Origin of the sequence: Rhodococcus sp. T2V, from assembly GCF_029269925.1 — a bacterium.
GTDB lineage: Bacteria > Actinomycetota > Actinomycetes > Mycobacteriales > Mycobacteriaceae > Rhodococcus_F > Rhodococcus_F koreensis.
The window spans coordinates 224,852-245,706 of sequence record NZ_JARJBD010000002.1 but is presented as its reverse complement, the minus strand read 5'-3'; the positions used below and the strand labels follow the sequence as shown (position 1 = coordinate 245,706).

18 protein-coding genes are annotated in these 20,855 nt (G+C 69.8%); 11 read left to right on the top strand and 7 right to left on the bottom strand.

Annotation, left to right across the window (positions count from 1 at the left end; genetic code table 11):
- Positions 1 to 111 precede the first annotated feature (111 nt).
- The gene (locus tag P3H15_RS03255) at positions 112 to 1,497 is read left to right on the top strand and encodes a glutamate decarboxylase (protein WP_276135917.1); all 1,386 of its coding nucleotides are present in this window, start codon (positions 112 to 114) and stop codon (positions 1,495 to 1,497) included.
- A gap of 1 nt (position 1,498) precedes the next feature.
- On the opposite strand, the gene P3H15_RS03250 is transcribed toward P3H15_RS03255, so the two are convergent.
- The gene (locus tag P3H15_RS03250) at positions 1,499 to 2,185 is read right to left on the bottom strand and encodes a hypothetical protein (RefSeq protein ID WP_276135916.1); all 687 of its coding nucleotides are present in this window, start codon (positions 2,183 to 2,185) and stop codon (positions 1,499 to 1,501) included.
- 99 nt (positions 2,186 to 2,284) lie between these two features.
- Between P3H15_RS03250 and P3H15_RS03245 the strand changes: the two genes are divergently transcribed.
- Positions 2,285 to 3,139, top strand: a complete 855-nt coding sequence (locus tag P3H15_RS03245; protein ID WP_276135915.1) for a helix-turn-helix domain-containing protein — start codon at positions 2,285 to 2,287, stop codon at positions 3,137 to 3,139.
- A 4-nt stretch (positions 3,140 to 3,143) separates the two neighbouring features.
- Complete coding sequence (locus P3H15_RS03240) at positions 3,144 to 3,539, top strand: VOC family protein (protein ID WP_072948330.1); 396 nt, start codon at positions 3,144 to 3,146, stop codon at positions 3,537 to 3,539.
- A gap of 10 nt (positions 3,540 to 3,549) precedes the next feature.
- Here P3H15_RS03240 and P3H15_RS03235 read toward each other — a convergent pair whose 3' ends face one another.
- Positions 3,550 to 4,587 carry a glutathione S-transferase family protein gene (locus P3H15_RS03235; RefSeq protein WP_276135914.1) on the bottom strand — a complete coding sequence of 346 codons (1,038 nt, stop codon included), beginning with the start codon at positions 4,585 to 4,587 and terminating at the stop codon, positions 3,550 to 3,552.
- Positions 4,588 to 4,621: 34 nt separating this feature from the next.
- On the bottom strand, positions 4,622 to 5,344 hold the full coding sequence (locus tag P3H15_RS03230; RefSeq protein ID WP_276135913.1) for a GNAT family N-acetyltransferase: 723 nt from the start codon (positions 5,342 to 5,344) through the stop codon (positions 4,622 to 4,624).
- A gap of 71 nt (positions 5,345 to 5,415) precedes the next feature.
- Between P3H15_RS03230 and P3H15_RS03225 the strand changes: the two genes are divergently transcribed.
- Both P3H15_RS03225 and P3H15_RS03220 read left to right on the top strand, forming a co-directional pair.
- Positions 5,416 to 6,039, top strand: coding sequence for a PadR family transcriptional regulator (locus P3H15_RS03225; protein WP_072948333.1), 624 nt, complete (start codon positions 5,416 to 5,418; stop codon positions 6,037 to 6,039).
- 2 nt (positions 6,040 to 6,041) lie between these two features.
- Complete coding sequence (locus P3H15_RS03220; protein ID WP_276135966.1) at positions 6,042 to 7,541, top strand: MFS transporter; 1,500 nt, start codon at positions 6,042 to 6,044, stop codon at positions 7,539 to 7,541.
- Here P3H15_RS03220 and P3H15_RS03215 read toward each other — a convergent pair.
- Positions 7,495 to 8,859, bottom strand: a complete 1,365-nt coding sequence (locus P3H15_RS03215; RefSeq protein WP_276135912.1) for an FAD-binding oxidoreductase — start codon at positions 8,857 to 8,859, stop codon at positions 7,495 to 7,497. The two genes, P3H15_RS03220 and P3H15_RS03215, sit on opposite strands and share 47 nt — an antisense overlap.
- A gap of 40 nt (positions 8,860 to 8,899) precedes the next feature.
- Between P3H15_RS03215 and P3H15_RS03210 the strand changes: the two genes are divergently transcribed.
- The 3 genes from P3H15_RS03210 (at position 8,900) to P3H15_RS03200 (ending at position 11,973) form a co-directional block, all read left to right on the top strand.
- Complete coding sequence (locus P3H15_RS03210) at positions 8,900 to 9,703, top strand: enoyl-CoA hydratase/isomerase family protein (RefSeq protein WP_276135911.1); 804 nt, start codon at positions 8,900 to 8,902, stop codon at positions 9,701 to 9,703.
- An 81-nt stretch (positions 9,704 to 9,784) separates the two neighbouring features.
- The gene (locus P3H15_RS03205) at positions 9,785 to 10,981 is read left to right on the top strand and encodes a class I adenylate-forming enzyme family protein (RefSeq protein WP_276135910.1); all 1,197 of its coding nucleotides are present in this window, start codon (positions 9,785 to 9,787) and stop codon (positions 10,979 to 10,981) included.
- Positions 10,982 to 11,007: 26 nt separating this feature from the next.
- On the top strand, positions 11,008 to 11,973 hold the full coding sequence (locus P3H15_RS03200) for an adenosine deaminase (RefSeq protein WP_276135909.1): 966 nt from the start codon (positions 11,008 to 11,010) through the stop codon (positions 11,971 to 11,973).
- Between the two features lie 11 nt (positions 11,974 to 11,984).
- On the opposite strand, the gene P3H15_RS03195 is transcribed toward P3H15_RS03200, so the two are convergent.
- Together P3H15_RS03195 and P3H15_RS03190 are read right to left on the bottom strand one after the other, a co-directional pair.
- The gene (locus P3H15_RS03195) at positions 11,985 to 13,349 is read right to left on the bottom strand and encodes an amidase family protein (protein WP_276135908.1); all 1,365 of its coding nucleotides are present in this window, start codon (positions 13,347 to 13,349) and stop codon (positions 11,985 to 11,987) included.
- Positions 13,350 to 13,359: 10 nt separating this feature from the next.
- Positions 13,360 to 14,676, bottom strand: a complete 1,317-nt coding sequence (locus P3H15_RS03190) for a D-arabinono-1,4-lactone oxidase (protein ID WP_276135907.1) — start codon at positions 14,674 to 14,676, stop codon at positions 13,360 to 13,362.
- A gap of 101 nt (positions 14,677 to 14,777) precedes the next feature.
- Between P3H15_RS03190 and P3H15_RS03185 the strand changes: the two genes are divergently transcribed.
- Complete coding sequence (locus P3H15_RS03185; RefSeq protein WP_276135906.1) at positions 14,778 to 15,422, top strand: TetR/AcrR family transcriptional regulator; 645 nt, start codon at positions 14,778 to 14,780, stop codon at positions 15,420 to 15,422.
- A 79-nt stretch (positions 15,423 to 15,501) separates the two neighbouring features.
- Positions 15,502 to 16,680: an amino acid deaminase/aldolase gene (locus P3H15_RS03180; RefSeq protein ID WP_276135905.1), complete on the top strand. Its 1,179-nt coding sequence runs from the start codon at positions 15,502 to 15,504 to the stop codon at positions 16,678 to 16,680.
- On the opposite strand, the gene P3H15_RS03175 is transcribed toward P3H15_RS03180, so the two are convergent.
- Complete coding sequence (locus P3H15_RS03175; RefSeq protein ID WP_276135904.1) at positions 16,665 to 20,132, bottom strand: bifunctional RecB family nuclease/DEAD/DEAH box helicase; 3,468 nt, start codon at positions 20,130 to 20,132, stop codon at positions 16,665 to 16,667. The two genes, P3H15_RS03180 and P3H15_RS03175, sit on opposite strands and share 16 nt — an antisense overlap.
- Positions 20,133 to 20,210: 78 nt before the next feature.
- Between P3H15_RS03175 and P3H15_RS03170 the strand changes: the two genes are divergently transcribed.
- Positions 20,211 to 20,834: an alpha/beta hydrolase gene (locus tag P3H15_RS03170; protein ID WP_276135965.1), complete on the top strand. Its 624-nt coding sequence runs from the start codon at positions 20,211 to 20,213 to the stop codon at positions 20,832 to 20,834.
- Positions 20,835 to 20,855: the final 21 nt, after the last annotated feature.

Genomic DNA, 20,855 nt, shown 5'->3' with positions numbered 1-20,855 from the left:
CACAATCGAATGGAACTGTTCCGACCCTACTGGGCTGCCGTGCCGAGATTCACCAACTGACGTACAGGCGTCGTGACGGCGCTTGCTGACACCAATCGATTGGGGACGCACATGAGCAAGCACCACCATCATCACCATCGCGACGTCATCTCTCCCGCGTATACCGGGCGCCTGTCCATCGACCCGTTTCCGGCGTTGCGGATGCCGGACGACGAAACCGATCCGGAGGCCACGTACCGGTTCATCCACGACGAGTTGATGCTCGACGGCAGTTCCCGGTTGAACCTGGCCACGTTCGTCACCACGTGGATGGATCCCGAGGCCGACAAATTGATGGCCGAGACGTTCGACAAGAACATGATCGACAAGGACGAGTACCCCGCGACGGCGGCGATCGAGGCCCGCTGCGTGTCGATGGTGGCCGATCTGTTCCACGCCCCCGACCTGTCGACCACCGACCCGGCCAGCGCCACCGGCGTCTCGACGATCGGTTCCAGCGAGGCGGTCATGCTCGGTGGGCTTGCGCTCAAGTGGCGGTGGCGGGCGAAGCGGGAGGCGGCCGGGGAGGACACTGCCCGGCCGAATCTGGTGCTCGGCAGCAACGTCCAGGTGGTGTGGGAGAAGTTCTGCCGGTACTTCGACGTCGAGCCCAAGTACCTGCCGATGGAAAAGGGCCGCTACGTCATCACGCCCGAGCAGGTGCGGGACGCGGTCGACGAGAACACCATCGGTGCGATCGTGATCGTGGGCACCACCTATACGGGGGAACTCGAGCCGGTGGCCGAGATCGCGGCAGCGCTCGACGCGCTCGCCGCGTCCGGCGGCCCGGACGTCCCGATCCACGTGGACGCGGCGAGCGGTGGCTTCGTCGTCCCGTTCCTGCAACCGGAGTTGTTGTGGGACTTCCGGGTTCCGCGCGTCGCCTCGATCAACGTGAGTGGTCACAAGTACGGGTTGACGTATCCGGGGATCGGGTTCGTGGTGTGGCGTGAGCGTGAGTACCTTCCCGAGGGGCTGGTGTTCCGCGTCAACTATCTGGGCGGCGACATGCCGACGTTCACCCTCAACTTCTCGCGGCCCGGTAACCAGGTGGTGGGCCAGTACTACAACTTCCTGCGGCTCGGCCGGAAAGGCTACCGGTCGATCATGGAGACGCTGCGCGACACCGCGGTCCGGGTCGGCAAGCGCATCGCCGAGCTCGAATACTTCACCCTCATCACGGACGGGACCGACATACCGGTGCTGGCGTTCGAACTGGTCGGCGACCCCGGGTTCACGGTCTTCGACGTGTCACACGAGATGCGGGCGCGGGGCTGGCAGGTGCCCGCGTACACGATGCCCGCCGACGCGGAGGACGTGGCGGTTCTGCGCATCGTCGTCCGCGAGGGCTTCAGCGCCGACCTGGGGACCCTCGTCGCCGAGGCGATCGAGGAAGTGTGCGCCGAACTCAGCGAGAAGGGCGGCGGGCGTTCGACGGAACAGCACTTCGCCCACTAGGTCACGCTTCGATCGCGCGGAGCTCGTCCGGCCAGCGGGCAGGCGCGGGACCGAATGCCTCCCGCGAGTTCTTGATGACGCCCTTGCCGATGGCCCGGTTGCCGGCGCCGCCGATGGCGGCGCCGATGCCGGCGGGCACCAGTTTGCCGAGTACCAGTGCGCTGCGGCGGGCGGCGTACTTGGTGATGAACTTGCGCACCAGCGTGCTGTTCATGCCCTTCATCGTGGGGCCGGGGATGCGGCTGGTGATGGCGCTCGCCCAGTTCTTCGCCGTCACACCCGTCGCCTTCTGCACGATCTCCATGCCCGATTCGCCGAGGGCCACCGAGAGCACCAGGGCGCGCCGCTGCTGATGGTCGGCGGCGGAGATGCCGTGCACCGACGCGACGGCGAGGGTGAGCAGCGCCGCCGCTTCCAGGAAGAACGCCGATTCGGCGCCCACCGCCGCGATGGAGGCGACAGTCCCGACCCCGGGAATGGCGGCGGTGGCGCCGACGGCGCTGCCGCTGCCCGTCACCGCCAGCAGGAACATCTTCTCCATGCGTTCGACGATCTGCGCGGGCGACTCGCCGGGGTGCGAGCGCCGGACCCATTCGACGTACTTGGCTACCGCGGGCGCCTGGAGCCGGCTTCCGTTGTCGAGGACCGAGACCAGTACCTTCTCCACCGGTCCACCATTGCCAGCCATCGGGGCTCCCGTCTCGCCTAGTGCTTCGTGTGTGCTGGCACCGACTGTAGGTGAGCGAACGCCGTGGCCGGTGTCGGCACCGTTGCCTAGGCTGGTGTCGTGAGCGTCGCCGACAGCGATACCGCGGTGTCGTCCGGGGCCTTCCGGCGCCCGGCCGCACCCCTGCGCGCCCTGGTTACGGGGTACGACGGCTACCGGCTGGCCGGGTTCGAGCCCGGCATCCATCTCGGTCTGCCCTCGCCCTGCCTGACGGTGATCGTGACCATCGACGAGCCCCTCGACATCGCAGCCCAGGCGGCGCCCGGGCAGGCGCCCGGTCGATACGACACGCTGGCCAGCGGCATCGCGACGGCACCGGTGACGATCCGGCACGACGGCCACCAGCACGGCGTCCAGCTGGCACTCAGCCCGCTCGGCGCCCGGGCGCTGCTGGGCGTGCCCACCGCCGCACTCGGCGCGTGGGTCGTCGGCCTCGAGGATCTGCTCGGTTCCGATGCGGGGGAGTTGACGGAACGGCTGTCCCTCGAACCCGGCTGGGACGGGCGGTTCGCGATCCTCGACGAGATCCTCACGCGCCGCGCCGCGCCTGCGGAGATCGACCCGCATCTCACCCGCGCCTGGCACCTGCTCGTCGCCGGCGGCGGCGTCCGGGTCGGCGACGTTGCGCGCGAGGTCGGCTGGAGCAGAAGGCATCTGGTGAACAGGTTCGTCGCGGAGTACGGCGTGACGGCCAAGGACGTGGTGCGGTTGTCCCGCTTCGATCGTGCTCACCGGATGCTCAAGGGGGCTGCCGGGGCGACACTCGCCGACGTGTCCGCGGTGTGCGGTTACTACGACCAGGCCCACATGGCGCGGGACTGGCGCGACCTCGCGGGAGTTCCGCCGTCGCGGTGGCGGGAGATCGACCCCTTCTCATTCGTCCAAGACCCGGACCCCGACGACGGTGCACGGTGATGTCATGACTACTTCGACGCAAACCACATGTGTGTGGCCCACGCTCGTCTACCGCGACGCGCGGGGCGCGATCCGCTTCCTCGTCGAGGCCTTCGGGTTCGCCGAGAAGGCGGTGTACGGAGAGGGGGACCGGGTCGATCACGCCGAACTCGGCTGGCCGAAGGGCGGCGGCATCATGCTCGGCTCACCCCGCGACGACTCGGTGATCAGCGACCTGCCGCCGGGGACGGGTTCGGTGTACCTCGTCGTCGACGACCCCGACGCACTCCACGCGCGCGCCGTGGCCGCCGGCGCCACGATCGTCGCCGGACTGAAGGACGAGGACTACGGCTCGCGCGGATTCACCTGCCGCGACCCCGAGGGCGTGTTCTGGAGTTTCGGCACCTACGCCGGCGCCTAGATCCGCCCGATCACACGCCGTGCCCGGCCGGGACCTCCTCGCCGGGCTTCGGCGGAGGCGGCGGGGTGCCGTCCCCGAACGGCCTGCCGCCCAACCCTTCACGGCCGTGCGGCGTGAGCCAGCCGGACAGATCGGGGCCCTTCGGCACGATCTGCGTGGGATTGATGTCGGTGTGCACGATGTAATAGTGCTGCTTGATCTGGGTGAAGTCGATGGTGTCGCCGAACCCGGGCGTCTGGAAGAGGTCGCGCGCATAGCTCCACAGGACGGGCATCTCGTCGAGTTTGTTCCGGTTGCACTTGAAGTGCCCGTGATAGACCGCGTCGAACCGTGCCAGGGTGGTGAACAGCCGCACGTCGGCCTCGGTGATGGTGTTCCCGACGAGGTACCGGCGGTCGGTCAGCCGCTCCTCGAGCCAGTCGAGGCGGGCGAACAGGCGGTCGTAGGCGGACTCGTACGCTTCCTGGGATCCGGCGAAACCGCACCGGTACACACCGTTGTTCACGTCGCGGAACACGAGGTCGGCGACCTCGTCGATCTCGTCGCGCAGCGGCCCGGGGTAGAGGTCGGGCGCGCCGTCGCGGTGGTACCGCGTCCATTCCGACGACAGGTCCAGGGTGATCCGGGGGTAGTCGTTGGTGACCACCTGCCCGGTGGGGACGTCGACGATCGCCGGTACGGTGATGCCCCGCGGGTAGTCGGGGAAGCGCGCGAAGTACGCGTCCTGCAAGCGCGGGATCTTCAGCACGGGGTCGAGTCCGCCCGGGTCGAGATCGAAGGTCCAGCTGCGTTTGTCGTGGGTGGGGCCGCACAGCCCCATCGACACTACGTCTTCGAGCCCGAGCAGCCGCCGGACGATGATCGCGCGGTTGGCCCACGGGCAGGCGCGGGCGGCCACGAGTCGGTAGCGGCCGGGCTCGACGGGATAGCCGTCGCGGCCGTCGGCCGTGATGCGGGTGGGGATGTAGTGCGTGTCGCGCGTGAACTCGGCGCCGGATTCGACGTAGGCGCCTTCCGTGCCGTGCGGTTCTGCCGTTCGGTCTGTCATGGTCGACTCGTTCCCCGTCTTTTTCGATGTCGTGTCAGAGCGTACTTCGCGAGATCGTGACCTCGGCGTACGTTCCCAGTTCCCGGTACCCGGCGCGGGCGGCGAGCGCGCGTGAGGCCGGATTGCCGCGGGGCGAACGGCATTGGGCGATCAGGCCGGCGTCGAGTGCGTCGTCGGTGGCGATCCCGGCGACCGTGGCGCCCAGTCCCCGGCGCCGGAACTCCGGTGCCGTGAGCACCCCGACATCGGCGAGGAATCCCTGGAACTCGGTGTAACCGGCGCACCCGACCGGTTGCTGCGCGTCGTCGAGGATTGTGAACCACCGCTCGCGGTCTGCCACCCGGGCCTCGGCGACGTCATCCGGGGGACATGCCGCCTCGACCTGCCGGACGTGGTCGCGTTCGTGGGAGACGAGAGGTGGCGGGCCGGTCACCGGATCCTGGTAGTCGGTGCCGTATGCGAGCGTCACCGGGCCGGCGCACCGTCCGGACCGATCCTGGGTGAGGGCGAGCAGCGTCGCGGATTCCGTCAGTTCCTCCGCCGTGTGCCCGTCGGCGCGCTCGATCGCCCACCGCGGTCCGACGAGCGCGGACGTCTCGCCGAGGCGCAGGAATCGGATCGTGTCGGTGTCGTCGTCCACCCGGACGGCGCGGTCGTCGGCGTCCGGCCGGGCGGCCAGTGCGTCGTCGGGCAATCCCAGTTCGCGTGACCAGGCGAGTCGGATGATGTCGAGGTGATGGGAGTCCACTGGGCCCACGGTAGCCGCTTGTTCGCGCCGACCCCGGACGGTATATTCCACGTGGAGTATTCGACTCGGAGTAGTGGAAGGTGGTGACCGTGGCACTCACGCCGCTCGGCGTCACCATCCTCGGCCTGCTGTGTGAGCGCACGATGCACCCGTACGAGATGTATCAACTCGCCGACGCCCGCCGCGGACGCGTGGTGAAGATCCGGCCGGGGTCGCTGTACCACACCGTGAGCAGGCTCGAAGGCGAAGGACTGGTGCGCACCACCGGCACCGACCGGGCGGGAAACCGGCCCGAACGCACCATGTACGAGGTCACCGACGCGGGCCGGGAAGCGCTGGTCCACCGGGTGAGCGACATGCTCGCCACCCCGGTGCCCGAATACCCGCAGTTTCCGCTCGCACTGGCCGAGGCACACAACGTCGACGCACCCACCGTGGTCGAACTGCTCCGGGAACGGCTCGATCACCTCACCCGCGAGATCGACGAACTCGACACCGCCGCCGCGCTCGCCTGCTCCACCGAGATCCCCAGGATCTTCCTCCTCGGCAACGAATTCCTCGTCACCGTCGCCCGCGCGGAGCACGAATGGCTCAGCGCCCTGGTGGCCGACATCGACTCCGGCGCCCTGCCGTGGCTCTCGCCGGAACTCGTCGAACGACTGACACACTCACGCCGGATTCCGTCCGGTTCAGCAAAGGATTGATGATGGACACCGAGCGCACCGCACCACCCGAGCACCGAAATCCCTGGCCCGCGCTGTGGGCCCTCGTCATCGGCTTCTTCATGATCCTCGTCGACAGCACCATCGTGGCGGTGGCGAATCCGGCGATCATGAACGACCTGCACACCGACATCAACAAGGTCGTCTGGGTGACCAGCGCCTACCTGCTGGCGTACGCGGTGCCGCTGCTGGTCACCGGGCGGCTCGGTGACCGCTTCGGCCCCAAGAACATCTACCTGATCGGGCTCGTCCTGTTCACCGGGGCGTCGCTGTGGTGCGGACTGTCCGGCACCATCACGATGCTCATCGTCGCGCGCGTGTTCCAGGGGCTCGGCGCCGCGCTGATGACGCCGCAGACGATGGCCGTCATCACCCGGACGTTCCCGCCGGACCGCCGCGGCACCGCGATGGGTCTGTGGGGCGCCGTCGCGGGCGTCGCCACCCTGGTGGGACCACTCGCCGGCGGCGTGCTCGTGGACAACCTCGGCTGGGAATGGATCTTCATCGTCAACGTCCCCGTCGGTGTGATCGCGTTCGTGCTGGCCTGGCGGCTCGTACCCGCGCTGGAGACCCACGAGCACAAGTTCGACATCCCCGGCGTCGTGCTCAGCGCGCTCGGCATGTTCTTCCTCGTATTCGGAATCCAGGAGGGCAGTTCCTACGACTGGTCGGCGACCGTGCTCGCGTCGATCGCCGCAGGCCTCGTCCTGCTCGGCGTCTTCGTCTGGTACCAGTCCTGGAACAAGAACGAGCCGCTGCTGCCGCTGGGACTGTTCAAAGATCGCAACTTCTCGCTCGCCAACGTGGCGATCACCTCGATGGGATTCGCGATCACCGCGATGGTCCTGCCGCTGATGTTCTACACGCAGGCGGTGCGCGGTCTGTCGCCCACCCGTTCGGCCCTGCTGCTCGTGCCCATGGCAGTCCTCACCGGCGTGTTCGCCCCGTTCATCGGCAAACTCGTCGACCGCACCCACCCGCGGTACATCGCGGGCGCCGGGTTCCTGCTGTTCTCGATCGCGCTCGGCTGGCTGTCCATGGTGATGTCGCCCGACGTGGCCATCTGGGAACTGCTGCTGCCGATCGGGCTGATCGGTCTGGCCAACGCGTGTATCTGGTCGCCGCTCGCGGCCACGGCCACCCACAACCTTCCGCCTCATCAGGCGGGCGCCGGGGCCGGCGTCTACAACACGACCCGCCAGGTCGGCGCGGTCCTCGGCAGCGCCGCGATCGGCGCGCTCATCACGGCCCGCCTGTCCGCGCAGGGGCTGAACGCCGACAGCCAGGAGGCCGGCGTCGGCGAGATGCCCGACTTCGTGAAGGAACCGTTCGCCACGGCGATGGCGCAGTCGATCTGGCTGCCCGCCGCCGTCCTGCTGGTCGGCTTCGTCGCCTCCGTCTGTTTCGCGCGACCGTTGCGGGAGAAGAAGCCCGGGGTCAGCGCGGACGACGCAGCCAGTCGGGAAACATCACTGCGGGGTTGAGGTAGTCGTCGGGGTCGAACGCCCGCTTGATCGTCCACATCGCGCCGATGTCCTCGCCGCTGAGCGCGAGGTCCAGGTAGTTGCGTTTGTGTGCGCCGACGCCGTGTTCGGAGGCGATGTTGCCGCCGTGGTCGCGGATCAGTTCCGTCACCGGCCGGTACAGCAGGGACTCGTCGGGGCAGCGAAGCACGTTGAGGTGGACGTTGCCGTCGGCGACGTGCCCGAACAGTATCGGGACCGCGTCGGGTGCCCGGCTCGCCACCAGCGCGACGGCGTCGGCGACGAACGCGGCGAGAGCGTCCAGCGGGAGGGCGGCGTCGAATTTCAGCGGTGGTCCGAACAGCGCGACCACGTCCGCGAACGCGTCGCGCGCCGCCCATACCCGGGCGCGGCCTGCGGGATCGATCCCGACGGCAGGTTCGTCGTCGGGATCGCACCGTTCCAGCGCGTCGGCGAGTTCGCCGGTGAGGTCGCGGCAGCCGGCCAGTTCCACCAGGAGATACCACGGCAGTCCCGTGGGAACCGCGAAACCGAGCCGCGCCGAGGCCAGGTCGAGCCCGCGGCCGTCGAGCATCTCCACGGCGTCGACGCCCCCCAGCCGCCGGACGACGTGCGCCGCGTCGATCAGCCCGGACAGGTGCGCGAACCCGGCGAGGGCGGTCACCCGGAATTCCGGAACCGGGTGCAGCGCCAGATCGACGGCCGTGACAACTCCGAGGGTGCCCTCGCTGCCCACCCACAGCGCGGGCAGGTCGTATCCGCAGTTCTCGGCGCCCACCCGCATGCTGCGCCGCACGATCGCCCCGTCGGGGAGCACGACTTCCAGGCCCAGCACCTGCGCGGACATGTGGCCGTACCGCACGGTGTGCAGCCCACCGGCGTTGGTCGACACCATGCCGCCGATCGTCGCGGAGTCGCGGGAGGCGAGGTCGACGCCGAACAACAGTCCGGCGTCGGACGCGGCGCGGCGTACTGCCGCGAGGGTGACCCCGGCGCCGACGGTGATGCGCAGATTCTCGCGGTCGACGGCGCCCACCGCGGTCAGCCGTTCCGTCGACAGCAGCACGTCGTCGTGCTCGGGAACAGTGCCCGCCTCGAGTCCGGTGCGGCCGCCCTGCACCGTGACCTTCATACCGGCCTGGCGGCAGATGCCCAGCACGGCCGAGACTTCCGCGGCGTCCGCGGGCCGGACCAGTGCGCTCGCCCGCCCGCTGTAGCGCCCTGTGTGGTCGGTCGCGCGGGCGGCGAGCACGTCCGCGTCCACGGTCACGAACCGTTCCCCGACGACCTCGGCCAGCGCCGCACGCAGCGAGTCCACACCCCGATCGTAGGCGGAACAGGTGTGGCAGTCTGGCGGCATGACTGAGCCTGCCGCCGCGCATCCCACCCGACTCGAGCGTGTCCGCACCGACGCCGGCGCCGAGATCGCGATCCTGACGTTCGCCCACGGCCCGCTGAACCTCTTCGATCAGGCGATGTTCGACGCCGTGCAGGCCGACGTCGCGGCGCTCGCCGAGGATCCGCCCCGGGCGGTGCTGCTGCGCGCCGAGGGCAAGATGGTCTCCGCGGGGGTGGACGTCCACGTGTTCGACGGGCTCACCGCGGAGCAGGGCGCGGACCTGTGGCAGGAGTTGTTCGCCGAGATCTGCCATCCGCTGGAGGCGTTGCCGTGCCCCGTCGTGTACGCGGCGCACGGGCTGACGCTGACCGCCGCCTTCGAGATCGCGCTCGCCTGCGACATCATCCTGGCCGCGCCGAAGGCGAAGTTCGGACTCGTCGAGACGGTCGTGGGGCTGACCCCGTCGATGGGCGGTCCGCAGCGGCTGGCCGAGCGGGCAGGCTCCGGCCGCGCCCGGGAACTGGTGATGACCGGCGATCTGTACGACGCCGCGACGCTGCACGCCTGGGGTGTGGTCAACGCCGTCCACGAGGACGTCGACGCGCAGGCCCGCGCGCTTGCCGCACGCCTGGCGGACGGGCCGACGCGCGCACACGACGCCACGAAGCAGATCATCTCCGCGTGGCGGTCGGGTGGAGTCGCGCACGCCGACTCGATCACGCCCGACGTGTCGGGTGCGCTGTTCGAGACGGAAGACCTCCGGGGTGCGGTACGCAGCTTCCTCGACGTGGGACCGGGCAAGGCGACGTACCGCGGGCGGTAGGCGTCGGCGATCCGCTCCCCGCAACTGTGACGGGCGTCATATAGTCGTGGCAAACGTCCCGGTCGCGCAGCGGAGGTGCAGATGTCGTCGTCCCTCGTCGAGTACCCGAGTAGGGGTCCGTTCTTCCGCGACGATCGCGTGGTCCGCGGTCGTGACGGCCTGCTCCGGTACGGCGGTCTCAACCCGTCGCTCACCGAATTGCTCGACATCTCCGTGCACCGCTACGCGGGCCGGGTCGCCGTCGAGGAGGACGGCGGCCGGTCGCTCACGTTCTCGCAACTGTGGACGTCCGCGGCCCGGGTGGCGGGCGGGCTGAAGTCGAAGGGCGTCGAGATCGGCGACCGCGTCGCGGTCCGGCAGCCCATGGGGGTCCGCTGGGTGGAGGCGTTCCTCGGGGTACTGCTCGCCGGCGGCGTGCCGGTCGGGGTGAGCCCGGCGCTGGACGACGCGCGGACCGGTCAGGTGCTCGCCGACAGCCAGTCGGTGCTGACCCTCGACGGCGAACTGCCGGAAGGTATCTCGTTCATCGACGACGGTGCGAGCCCGGACGAGCTGGTGCTGCTGTCGTACACGCCGGGCCCGTCGGAGTCCCCGAAGGGCGTGGAGCTGAGCAACGAGAACGTGCTCTCGACCATCGAATCCGTGCTCCACGCGCGCGGGTTCAGCACCGACGGACTGCGGAATCTCCTCGTCGAACCCGAACTGCACACCGTCGGATCGCTCGTCGAACTGCTCTCGACGCTGGTGGTGGGCGGGACGGTCCTGCTGACGGGGAGTACCGATGCGGCGTCGTGGCGCGGCACCGGGGCCGACGTGCTCACCGCGGCGCCCGCCGTTCTCCTGCGCGCCGTGGAGAGTTCGCGGGTGACGAGTTTCGGCCGGCGCGCGGTGCGCTGGATCGACTACAGCGGCTCGGGTCTGTCCCTCGACCAGTCGCAACTCCTCCGGCACACATTTCCCGAGGCCAGGCATTTCCTCGGGTGGGGCAGGACCGAGACCTGCGGGGCCGGGCTGGCGTTGCCCGACGAGTGCGCTCTGACACACGCGGGCAGCGTCGGCGTCGCGTTCGGCGGGATGGAGGTGGCGCTCCTCGGGCCCGACGCCGGCCGCGGTGTCGGCGAATTGCTGTGTCGCGGTCCGGGAGTCAGTCGCGGCTACTGGAATCGGCCCGAGGTCACGGCGAAGACGTTCACCGGTGGCTGGTTTCACACCGGCGATACCGCGAATATCGACGGCGACGGCTTCGTCCGTATCGTCGACCGCGACACCGCTGCCTAGGTGGTGCGAAAGGCAGGTATCCACCCGTGAGCTCTCCCGTCGCCGAGCTGCACATGCACATCGAGGGTTCCCTCGAACCCGAGCTGATCTTCGCGCTGGCCGAACGGAATTCCGTGCAGCTGCCGTACGCGGACCTCGACGATCTCCGCTCGCGGTACCAGTTCACCGATTTGCAGTCGTTCCTCGACCTGTACTTCGCCAACATGCAGGTGCTGCGGACGGCCCAGGACTTCGCGGACCTCACCCGCGCCTACTTCGCGCGGGCGTCCGCGGGCGGCGTCGCGCACGTGGAGTTCTTCTTCAACCCGCAGGCCCACGTCAATCGTGGTGTCCCGCTGCACGACGTGCTCGACGGGATCATGGACGCGGTGAGCACCAGCGAGCGGGAGTTCGGTCTCAGCAGTGCCGCCATCGCCGCGATCCTGCGCGACCGTCCCGTGCACGAGGCGGAGGAAGTGTTCTCCGAGATCATCCGGTTGCAGACGCCGATCGTCGGGCTCGGACTGGACTCGGCCGAGGTGGGCAACCCGCCGTCGCTGTTCGAGGACGTCTTCGCGCGCGCCCGGTCGGAGGGGCTGCACGTGGTTGCCCACGCGGGCGAGGAGGGGCCGCCGGAGTACATCTGGCAGGCGCTCGATCTCCTCGGCGCCGAGCGAATCGACCACGGGGTGCGGGCGCTCGAGGACCCGGCTCTCGTGGCGCGCCTGGTGGACGAGGAAGTGCCGCTGACCGTGTGCCCGCTGTCGAACGTGCGGCTGTGCGTCGTCGACTCGCTGTCCGAGCACCCACTGCGGACGATGCTCGAGGCCGGTCTGCTCGTCACCGTCAATTCCGACGACCCCGCCTACTTCGGCGGGTACGTGGACGACAACTTCGCGCAACTGCGGGACCAGCTAGGCCTCACCGACGCCGAGCGGGACACCCTGGCCCGCAACTCGATCACGGCGTCGTTCGCGAGCGACGCACGCAAGGCACAACTGCTCCGCGGCTGACGGCCCGGTCGTCAGTCCGTCAGCCCCGTGTCGCCGAGACTCGCGACGACGGCCAGGACGTCGCGGTCGCGGCCGTACGGCCCGACCAGGCACAGGCCCACGGGAACCCCGTCGTCGGTGCGCAACGGCACGGTCGCGTTGGGCAGTCCCGAAATGGACGCCAGGCACGTGAGCATGCCGGTGGCGCGCATCGTGTTCCGGAACCGTCCGCCGCTGGGGTCGCTCGCCCGCTCGGGGGCGACGGACGACGTGGCGGGCAGCAGGAGCAGGCGGTCACCCACATACGCGGTGATCGTCTGCGACGCCTCGGCGAGCATGGTCAGCTTCCGCCCGTACGTCGTCTCCCAGATGCGGCTGGCGTCGGCGAAATTGCGGCCGGGTTCGTCGCCGAGCGACGACATCGCCTGGCTCACCCACTCGCCGTGCAGCCGCCACGCCTCGTAGCCCTGCACGTCGACGACGGCGTCGTACCAGTCGGGCAGCCGGCCGATGTCCGTGTCGGTCCACGTCAGCCGCGGAAGGGAACTCTTCTCCCACGCGGTGAGGGCGCGCCGCACCGCGCCGAGCGCCGCGGCCTCGGCGACGGCGTTGATGCCGTCCGAGGTGAGCGCGCCGCGGAACGGGGTCTCGGCGGTGAGGGGGAGAACGGCGCCGGACACCGCGACGAGGGTGTCGACGTCGCTGCACACCCACGCCGGGGTGTCGAACGTGGGGGACAGCGGGAACAGTCCGTCGGTGGAGACGGCGCCCCGGGACGGCGCGAAACCGTACAGGCCCTGATACGACGCCGGGATGCGGACGGAACCGGTGGTGTCGACGCCGAGTCCGATGTCGGCGGCGCCCTGCGCGACCGCACTCGCGGCGCCCGACGTCGCGCCGCCGGGCAGACGGTCCTCGGCGCGGGGGTTGGGCGGCGTCCCGAACTGCTGGTTGACGCCGGAATGCCCGTAACCGAGGTCGTCGGTCTGCGTCAGACCGACGACGCGGGCGCCCTGCCCGAGGAGGCGTGCCACCACCGCGGCGGTACCGGTTTCGACGGGCGCCTCGGCGAGTCTTCGCCCGCTGCCCGCGCCGATCTGCTGTCCCGCAACGGCATACAGGTCCGTCACGGCCAGTCGCATACCGGCGAGGGGCCCGTCGCCGGTCGGGACGACCAGCGGATCTCCCTGCACGCGCCAGGTCGCCTTGTCGACGGGCGTGAACTCGGACACCGCTCCGCCGCTCGGAACGGACAGGCCGTCGGGCAGCGGCGGAACCTCCGGATCGTGCAGGCGTTCCCCGCAGGCACCGAGCATCGCGGCACCGAACGCCGCCGCCCCGGAGGCTCCCGCGACGCGAAGGAAGTTGCGACGGTCGAAAGATCGACTGGGGGCCACCTATCCCAGGTTAGCGACCGAGGACGGTCCGGAGGTGCGCGTTGTCGAACATTCGCTCGGGATCGTACTTGTCGCGCACGGCGAGGAACTCGTCGAAGTTCGGGTACGCAGGCCGTAGGTCTTCGGCGGTGCGGCCGTGCATCTTGCCCCAGTGCGGCCGCCCGTCCACCTCCCGGGCGATGGCCTCGACGGCGGAGAAGTACGGTTCGTGGTCGCGGCGGTGATACTGGTGCACCGCGATGTACGCCGTGTCCCGCCCGTTCGCCGTCGACAGCCACACGTCGTCGCCCGCGGCGAAGCGCACCTCGACGGGGAACGCGACCGTGAAATCGGACTTCTCCACCCACGCGTCGATCGCCGCGAGAGTGTCGGGCAGTGCCTCGGTGGGTACCGCGTACTCCATCTCCCGGAACTTCACCCGGCGCTCCGACGCGAAGACCCGGTAGCTGCGGTCCGTGAACTCGCGCGCGCTCAGCATGCGGGAGGAGAGCCGGTTGATCTTCGGAATCGTCGACGGCGCAAGGCTCGCCACCCTGTTGATGCCCTCGAACAGGACGTTGGAGAGCAGTTCGTCGTCGACGTAGGCGCGGACCGGGTGGAGAGGAGACGTCGGGGTGTCGCCGGGCAACCGGGTGTTGCGCTTCGTCAGGACGCGGCGCGTGTGCGGGAACCAGTAGAACTCGAAATGGTCGACCGTGGCGCGGTCGTGGTCGAGACGGTCGAGGGTGGCATCGAGCGACTCCGGCTTCTCGACGGCGTGCATCACGAAGTTCGGCACGCATTGGATCGTGACCTTCGAGATGATGCCGACCGCGCCGAGGCCCAGGCGTGCCGCCTCGAACAGTTCGGGATTCTCGGTGGGGGAGCAGTCGGCCACCGAGCCGTCCGCCAGCACCACCTGCAGCGCGCGGACCTGGGTCGCGAGACCTCCGAAACGCGCTCCGGTGCCGTGTGTTCCGGTGGACAGCGCACCCGCGACCGACTGCACGTCGATGTCGCCCAGGTTGATCATGGCCAGACCGCGGTGCCAGAGTTGCTCGCTCAGATCGTGCAGTCGCGTCCCGGCGAGGACGGTGACAAGGGCGCCCGCCGGTTCGTCGAGGGTGACGAATTCGATGCCGGTGAGGGCGTCGAGGCTGACGAGGATGCCGTCGGTGACCGCGACCCCGGTGAAGGAGTGGCCCGACCCCACGGCCTTGACCCGCTGTCCCTGCCGCGCGGCACCGCCGACGAGTGCGCAGAGGTCCGCCACCGAGCGTGGGGTCGCGAAGCGCAGCGGGTTCGCCGTCTCGGTGCCCGCCCAGTTGCGCCATGTGTCCTGTGCCATTCGCCCATCATGAACCTGGACGCTCGTCCAGGCAAATGCCGGGTTGGTCGGGCGTCCGTGTTGGTCGCGGGGGAGGCCCCCTCAGGTTCTACGATCAGAGGATGCTGAACAGGCTTCCTGCGGATGAACGTCGTGCCCAACTCGTCGAGTCGGCGCTGGCCATCGCGGAGCAGCGCGGCGTCGCGTCGGTCACGGTGCGTGCCGTGGCGGAGGAGGCGGGTGTCTCTCTCGGTGTGGTGCACTACTGCTTCGAGAGCAAGGAGGAACTCCTCGCCGCGATGGGCGAGAGCCTGGTTCTGCAGCTCAGCGCGTCGATGCGGCTGGCGTTCGGTCAGGTGCGGCACGCGCCGGACCTGCGCGGGATCGACGGTCTGCGAGAACTGCTCCACATCGGGATCAGCGGGATGTGGCCGATCATCGAGGCCACCCCGGACCGTCAGTTGCTGACGTACGAGATCACCGCGCAGGCGTTGCGGCACCGGGCGTCCGGGAGCGAGCGGGCAGGCGATATCGCCGGTCAGCAGTACCGGACGATGGACGAGGAGGCGATCGAGTTCCTCGCCGAGTGCGCCCGGATCGCCGGCGTCGGGTGGGGCACTCCGGTCGAGTCGATCGCGCGGTTCGGGCTGGCCATGCTGGACGGGCTCGTGCTGCGGTGGCTCGTCGACCGGGACAGCGAGGCGATGATCGCGGCGCTGGACGAGATGGTGCAGGTGATCACGGCCAAGGCGGTCGAGCAGACCTGATCCGGCCCTCGATCTGGACAATCGTCCAACTCGATGGTTGACTGGCGTCGCAGATCGATGCCCCACGATTGGACGAACTGTGACGCCCACGCTCGACCGTCTCATCGCCTCGACCACCGAGATCGACCCGCCGCTGGCCGCGCTCGACCTGCCCACGCTGCGCGCCAACGCCGCCGACCTGGTCCGGCGCGCCGACGGCACCCCGGTCCGGGTCGCCAGCAAATCCGTCCGCTGCCGCGCGGTACTGCAGGTCGCGCTCGGTGAGAATCTCACCGCGGCCGGGGGCTTCCGCGGGATCATGGCGTTCTCCCTTCGCGAGGCGATCTGGCTCGCCCGGCACGGCGCGCAGGACATCCTCATGGGCTACCCGACCGCCGACCGCGGGGCCCTCGCCGCACTGGCGGCCGAACCCGAACTGCTGGACCGGATCACCCTCATGGTCGACGGCGACGACCACCTCGACTTCATTACCGCCGCTGCAGGCACCACGTCCCCCCGGGCCCGGCTGTGCATCGACGTGGACGCGTCGCTGCGGCTCGGGCCCGTCCACATCGGGGTCCGCCGCTCCCCGCTCCGCGAACCGTCCGCCGTCGCCGCGTTCGCGAAACGCGCCGCCGCGCGCGGGTTCGCCGTTGTCGGGGTCATGTTCTACGAAGCGCAGATCGCGGGACTGCCCGACTCCAGTCCGCCGATCGGCTGGATGAAGCGGGCGTCCGCCAGGGAACTCGCGACCCGTCGCGGCGCGGTGGTGAACGCCGTGCAGTCGGAGGTCGGGGCGCTCGAGATCGTCAACAGCGGCGGCACCGGCTCGCTCGAGGTGAGCTCCGCCGACCCGGTCGTGACGGAGGTGACCGCCGGTTCCGGTCTGTACGTGCCCACGCTCTTCGACCGGTACCACTCGTTCCGCCCGCGCCCGTCTCTGTACTTCGCCCTCTCGGCGGTCCGGCGGCCGGCACCCGGCATCGCGACGCTGTTCGGCGGCGGCTACATCGCCTCCGGACCCGCCGGGCGCAGCCGCGTGCCCGCACCGATGTGGCCGACGGGCCTGAAGCTACTGCGCAACGAGGGTGCCGGCGAGGTGCAGACCCCCGTGACCGGAAGAGCGGCAGCCGATCTCGGTATCGGCGACCGGGTGTGGTTCCGGCACGCGAAGGCAGGCGAGCTGTGCGAGCGGTTCGACGAGGTGCACCTCGTCGAGTCGGACGGATCCCGCACCGCCGTGCCCACCTACCGCGGCGAGGGTCAGTGCTTCGGCTGATCGGTGAGCCGCATGAAGGCACCCAGTTCGGTCAGTCCTTCCGGGGTGCTCGGCATGTACTGGGTCAGCGATTCCGACCGGACGATGATCGCCGCCCACTTGCCGCGTGAGACGGCCACGTTCATCCGGTTCCGCGACAGCAGGAACGACATGCCGCGCGGCACGTCTTCGATCGCGGACGCGGTCATCGACACGATGGCGACGGCCGCCTCCCTCCCCTGGAACTTGTCGACCGTGCCCACCTCGACCCTGTCGAGGCCGACGGCGGCCAGATCGCGTTCGATCAACCCGACCTGCGCGTTGTACGGCGCCACCACCAGGATGTCGGACTCGTCGAGTGGGCGGGTGCCCTCGAATTCGCTCGGGTCGGTCCAGCCGGATCCGAGCAGCTTCGTGATCCGATTGACCACTTCCCGCGATTCCTCGGGGGATTGGGTGGCGTTGCCCTGGTGGTCGACGAAGACGGTGTGCACCCCGGCGTCCATGCCGTCGAGCCGCCGTGCGGCACTGGCCGATTCCTGCGAACGCAGCTTGCCGTCGTACGACAACGTCGAGACGGGAGCACACAGCTGCGGGTGCATCCGCCACGTGCGTTCGAGGAAGTAGCCCCGGCTCGCGGGCAGCGCCCCGTGCCCCTCGGCGAGCCACCCGAGAGCCGACGCATCCACCGGTTCCGGATGGGTGCCCTGGCTGACCTGGGGAAGCTGCTGGGGATCGCCGAGCAGCAGAAGATTGCGAGCCGCACCGCCCACCGCGATGGTGTTGGCGAGAGCGAACTGCCCGGCCTCGTCGATGACCAGCAGGTCGAGGCTGCCGGGCGGAACGCGGTCGGTGTTGGCGAAGTCCCAGGCGGTTCCGCCGATCACGCAGCCCGTCCCCTCCGCCTGGTCGATGAAGCCGGGGTAGTCGTGGGAACTGATGTCGGTCCACGTCGCGGCGCGATGCCGCCCGTCCTTCTTCGCGACGAGTTCGGCGGGGAGCCCGGCCTTCACGACGCCGCCGAGCATGTTCTCGATCACCGAATGCGATTGCGCGACCACACCGATCCGCCAGTGGTGCTGTTCGACGAGTGCCTTGATCACCCGGGCACCGGTGTACGTCTTGCCGGTGCCGGGCGGACCCTGCACCGCGACGTACGAGTCCTCGAGGTCGAGCAGGGCCGCGGTGATCGCGCCCGCGTAGTCCGTGCCGTCGACGGGCGGGAGCGGATTCCCGCTCCGGGTGCGCGGATCGGACCGCCGCAGGATGTCCACGGACGCGCACAGCGGAAGCTCCGGCAGCGGTGAGCACATGCCGTCCGCGGCCACCGCGACCGCCGATTCGATGCGGTCGGTCGTGATCGGTGGCCCGGGGGTGATCGCCGTCGGAAGTTGCCCGTACTCCTCGCCGTTCAGGAGTTCCTCGACGATCACCACGTCGCGGCGGCGGCCGTCCTTCCCGACCTCGAGCACGTTGACAGTGCACGTACCCCGCTGCTGCGGGTTGTCGCCGGCGACCGCCTCCGGTGCGGGAGTGTCGTACAGCGCGTACATCGTGGTCTTGGGACCCACCGTGCTCCCGGTGCCGAACCGGCCTGTGAGCTCGAGACGCCGGCGCAGCTTGCGCTGCCGGGGGCTGCTCTTGTGCCAGTTCTCCTCGACGACCGCGGACGACACCACCAAGACGTCCCGGATGTCCGACAGTTCGTCGTGCGGCACGACCAGCCGATCGAAGTGCGCCCACCAGAACGGTTTCCGCTCACGCCGGTGATAGCCGACCGCCGCCGCCATGAGTGCGGCGGCCTGCTGGTCGTGTTCCCGGTGCTCGCTCGGACCGTGCCCGGCGAATTCGCGCAACGCTGCCTCTGCGGGCGTGCATTCCTCGGTCACCGGGGTGGGCCCGTCGCCCGGCGGCCGGAGGGCCACGCCGTGCGTCCGCGCCTGCCCGATCAGCCAGTCGCGTAGCCGCAACGTGGAATCGCAGTCGTACTGGTTGTAGTCGGCGATGCCCTGCAGCAGTGCACGGGCCTCCTCGTCACGGCCGTTGTCCCGGTGTTCGCAGTAGTCGGCGTACGCGACCACCGACGCGGCGGCATTGGTGACGTCGCCGTCGCGCGGCTGCTCCGGCATGTACAGCGGTTCGAGTTTCTTGATGCTGTAGGACCGTTCGCCGATCCGCAGGCACCCGCGCACCACCGGGTACAGGTCGACGAGGACGTTGTCGCGCAGCAGGGTGTCGACGGTCTCCTCGCCGACGCCGTGCCGCCCCGCCAGCCGCAGCAGCGCCGACTTCTCGTACGCGGCGTAGTGGTAGATGTGCATGTTCGGGTACCGCTGACGACGCGCCGTCACGTAGTCGAGGAAGTCGACGAGCGCCTGCCGCTCCTCCACGCGGTCGTGCGCCCAGAACGGCCGGAACACGGCGGCGCCGGCGGGACCCTCGACCACACCGAAGAGGTATTCGAGACCCCAGTCGGTGGAACCGTTCTCGGCCCACAGCGGGTCTCCCTCGAAGTCGAAGAAGATGTCGCCGTCGTCCGGTTCCGGCAGCCCACCCAGGGCCTGCGGGGCGTACAGCTGGAACTCGGGGGTGCCCGAGGACTCCTGTCGCAACTGCAGGGCAGCCTGGGCGCGCAACGATTCGAGGGTGCGCTCGGGCAGCCCCTCGACGCTGCCCGCATGCGCGGCGAGCGCGTCGAGAGTGCCGATCCCGGCCGCGATCAGCCTGCTCCGCTGCGTCGAGCGCAGTCCGGCCACCAGCAGGAGGTCGCGGTGCTGCTCGACCTCCGGGGTGCACGTGTCGCAGCGGCCGCACGCCGTGTACCGGGGGTCGCCCCACTCCGCGACCGACTGCTCGTCGCGGTGCTCGTCGAGAATTCGTTCGAGCGAGGAGCGTCGCGCGGAATACACCGGGACGATGTCGCCGAGGGGGTGCGCGGAGTCGCTGTCGTCGCCGAGCAGCAGGTGGACGTCCGGGGACGTCGGAATTCCGTTGCCGGCGAGTGCTTCCGCGTAGGCGGCGAGCTGGAGGAGAGCCGGCACCTTCGCGTGCCGCGACAGCTTGGTGTCGTAGACGGCGTACGTGTCGCCGTCGCGGACGAGGAAGTCGCAGAAACCCAGGAAGCGGCCGTCGAAGAACGTGCCCTGGTACACGACGTCGGCGCCGCCGCGGATCGCCTTCACGGTGGCCAGGTTCGCGTCGAACAGGCCCACGGTGGTGTACTCGGGCCGGTCCATCGTGACCACCCCGTCGCCGTACTCGGCGCGGAACTGCTCGAGCCGGCGATGTTCGTGGGCGTCGCCCAGGCTCGACGTCCGTCGCAGCATCGGATCGTCGTCGACGGACGTGGAGGTGGTGCCGGCGCCGCCGAGCCCGAGCGTGGCATCCAATCGGCGCAGCAACGCGAACTCGCAGGTGGCGGCCGCGGCGAGGTCGCTGGCGCTGTAGACGATCGTGTCGTCGAGGAGGAACACAGCTACGTCCCCAGTTCTGCCGGTGAGTTCACCCGGCCGATTGTGCCATCGGGGTGCGACACGTCCAGAATGGCAGCCATGCCCTTCTTCGACGGCCACTCCGGACGAGTCCACTACCGGCACTGGAGCGCGGTGGGAGGACCCGTCGTCCAGCTGGTGTTTCTGCACGGGATGGGGCAGCACACGGGGCACTACCACCGGTTCGCGCGCGGGCTGACGCCGGCGGGAATCGGGGTGTGGGGAATCGACCAGGCAGGTCACGGCCTGTCCGAGGGCGACCACCCCGGCACCGTCGCGGAGCTGGCGGAGGACGCCGCGCTCCTCACCCGCCTCGCGGAGCAGCACGCGCCAGACGTCCCGCGCGTGCTGATGGGGCACTCCCTCGGGGCCGCCGTCTCGATGGAACTCCTCCTGCGTGGCGACTCCGGATTCCGGCGCGCGATTCTCTGCGGGACCCCGAAGACCGCCGCCGTGCAGCAGACGGCGGACGCGCTGGGTTCGCTGGAAATCCCGTTGCTCGCGGTGCACGGCGTGGACGACCGCATGGCCCCGATCGATCCCGTCCGGGACTGGGCGGCGGGCATCGCGGGCCTCGAACTACGGGAGTTCGACGACGCCGGACACGACCTGCTGCACGAGAAGGTCCACGCCGCCGTCACCGCGGTGGTCCGCGATTTCGTGCTGGGCGCTGCGCGCCCGTGAGCGGTTGAGGAGTGCAGGGAC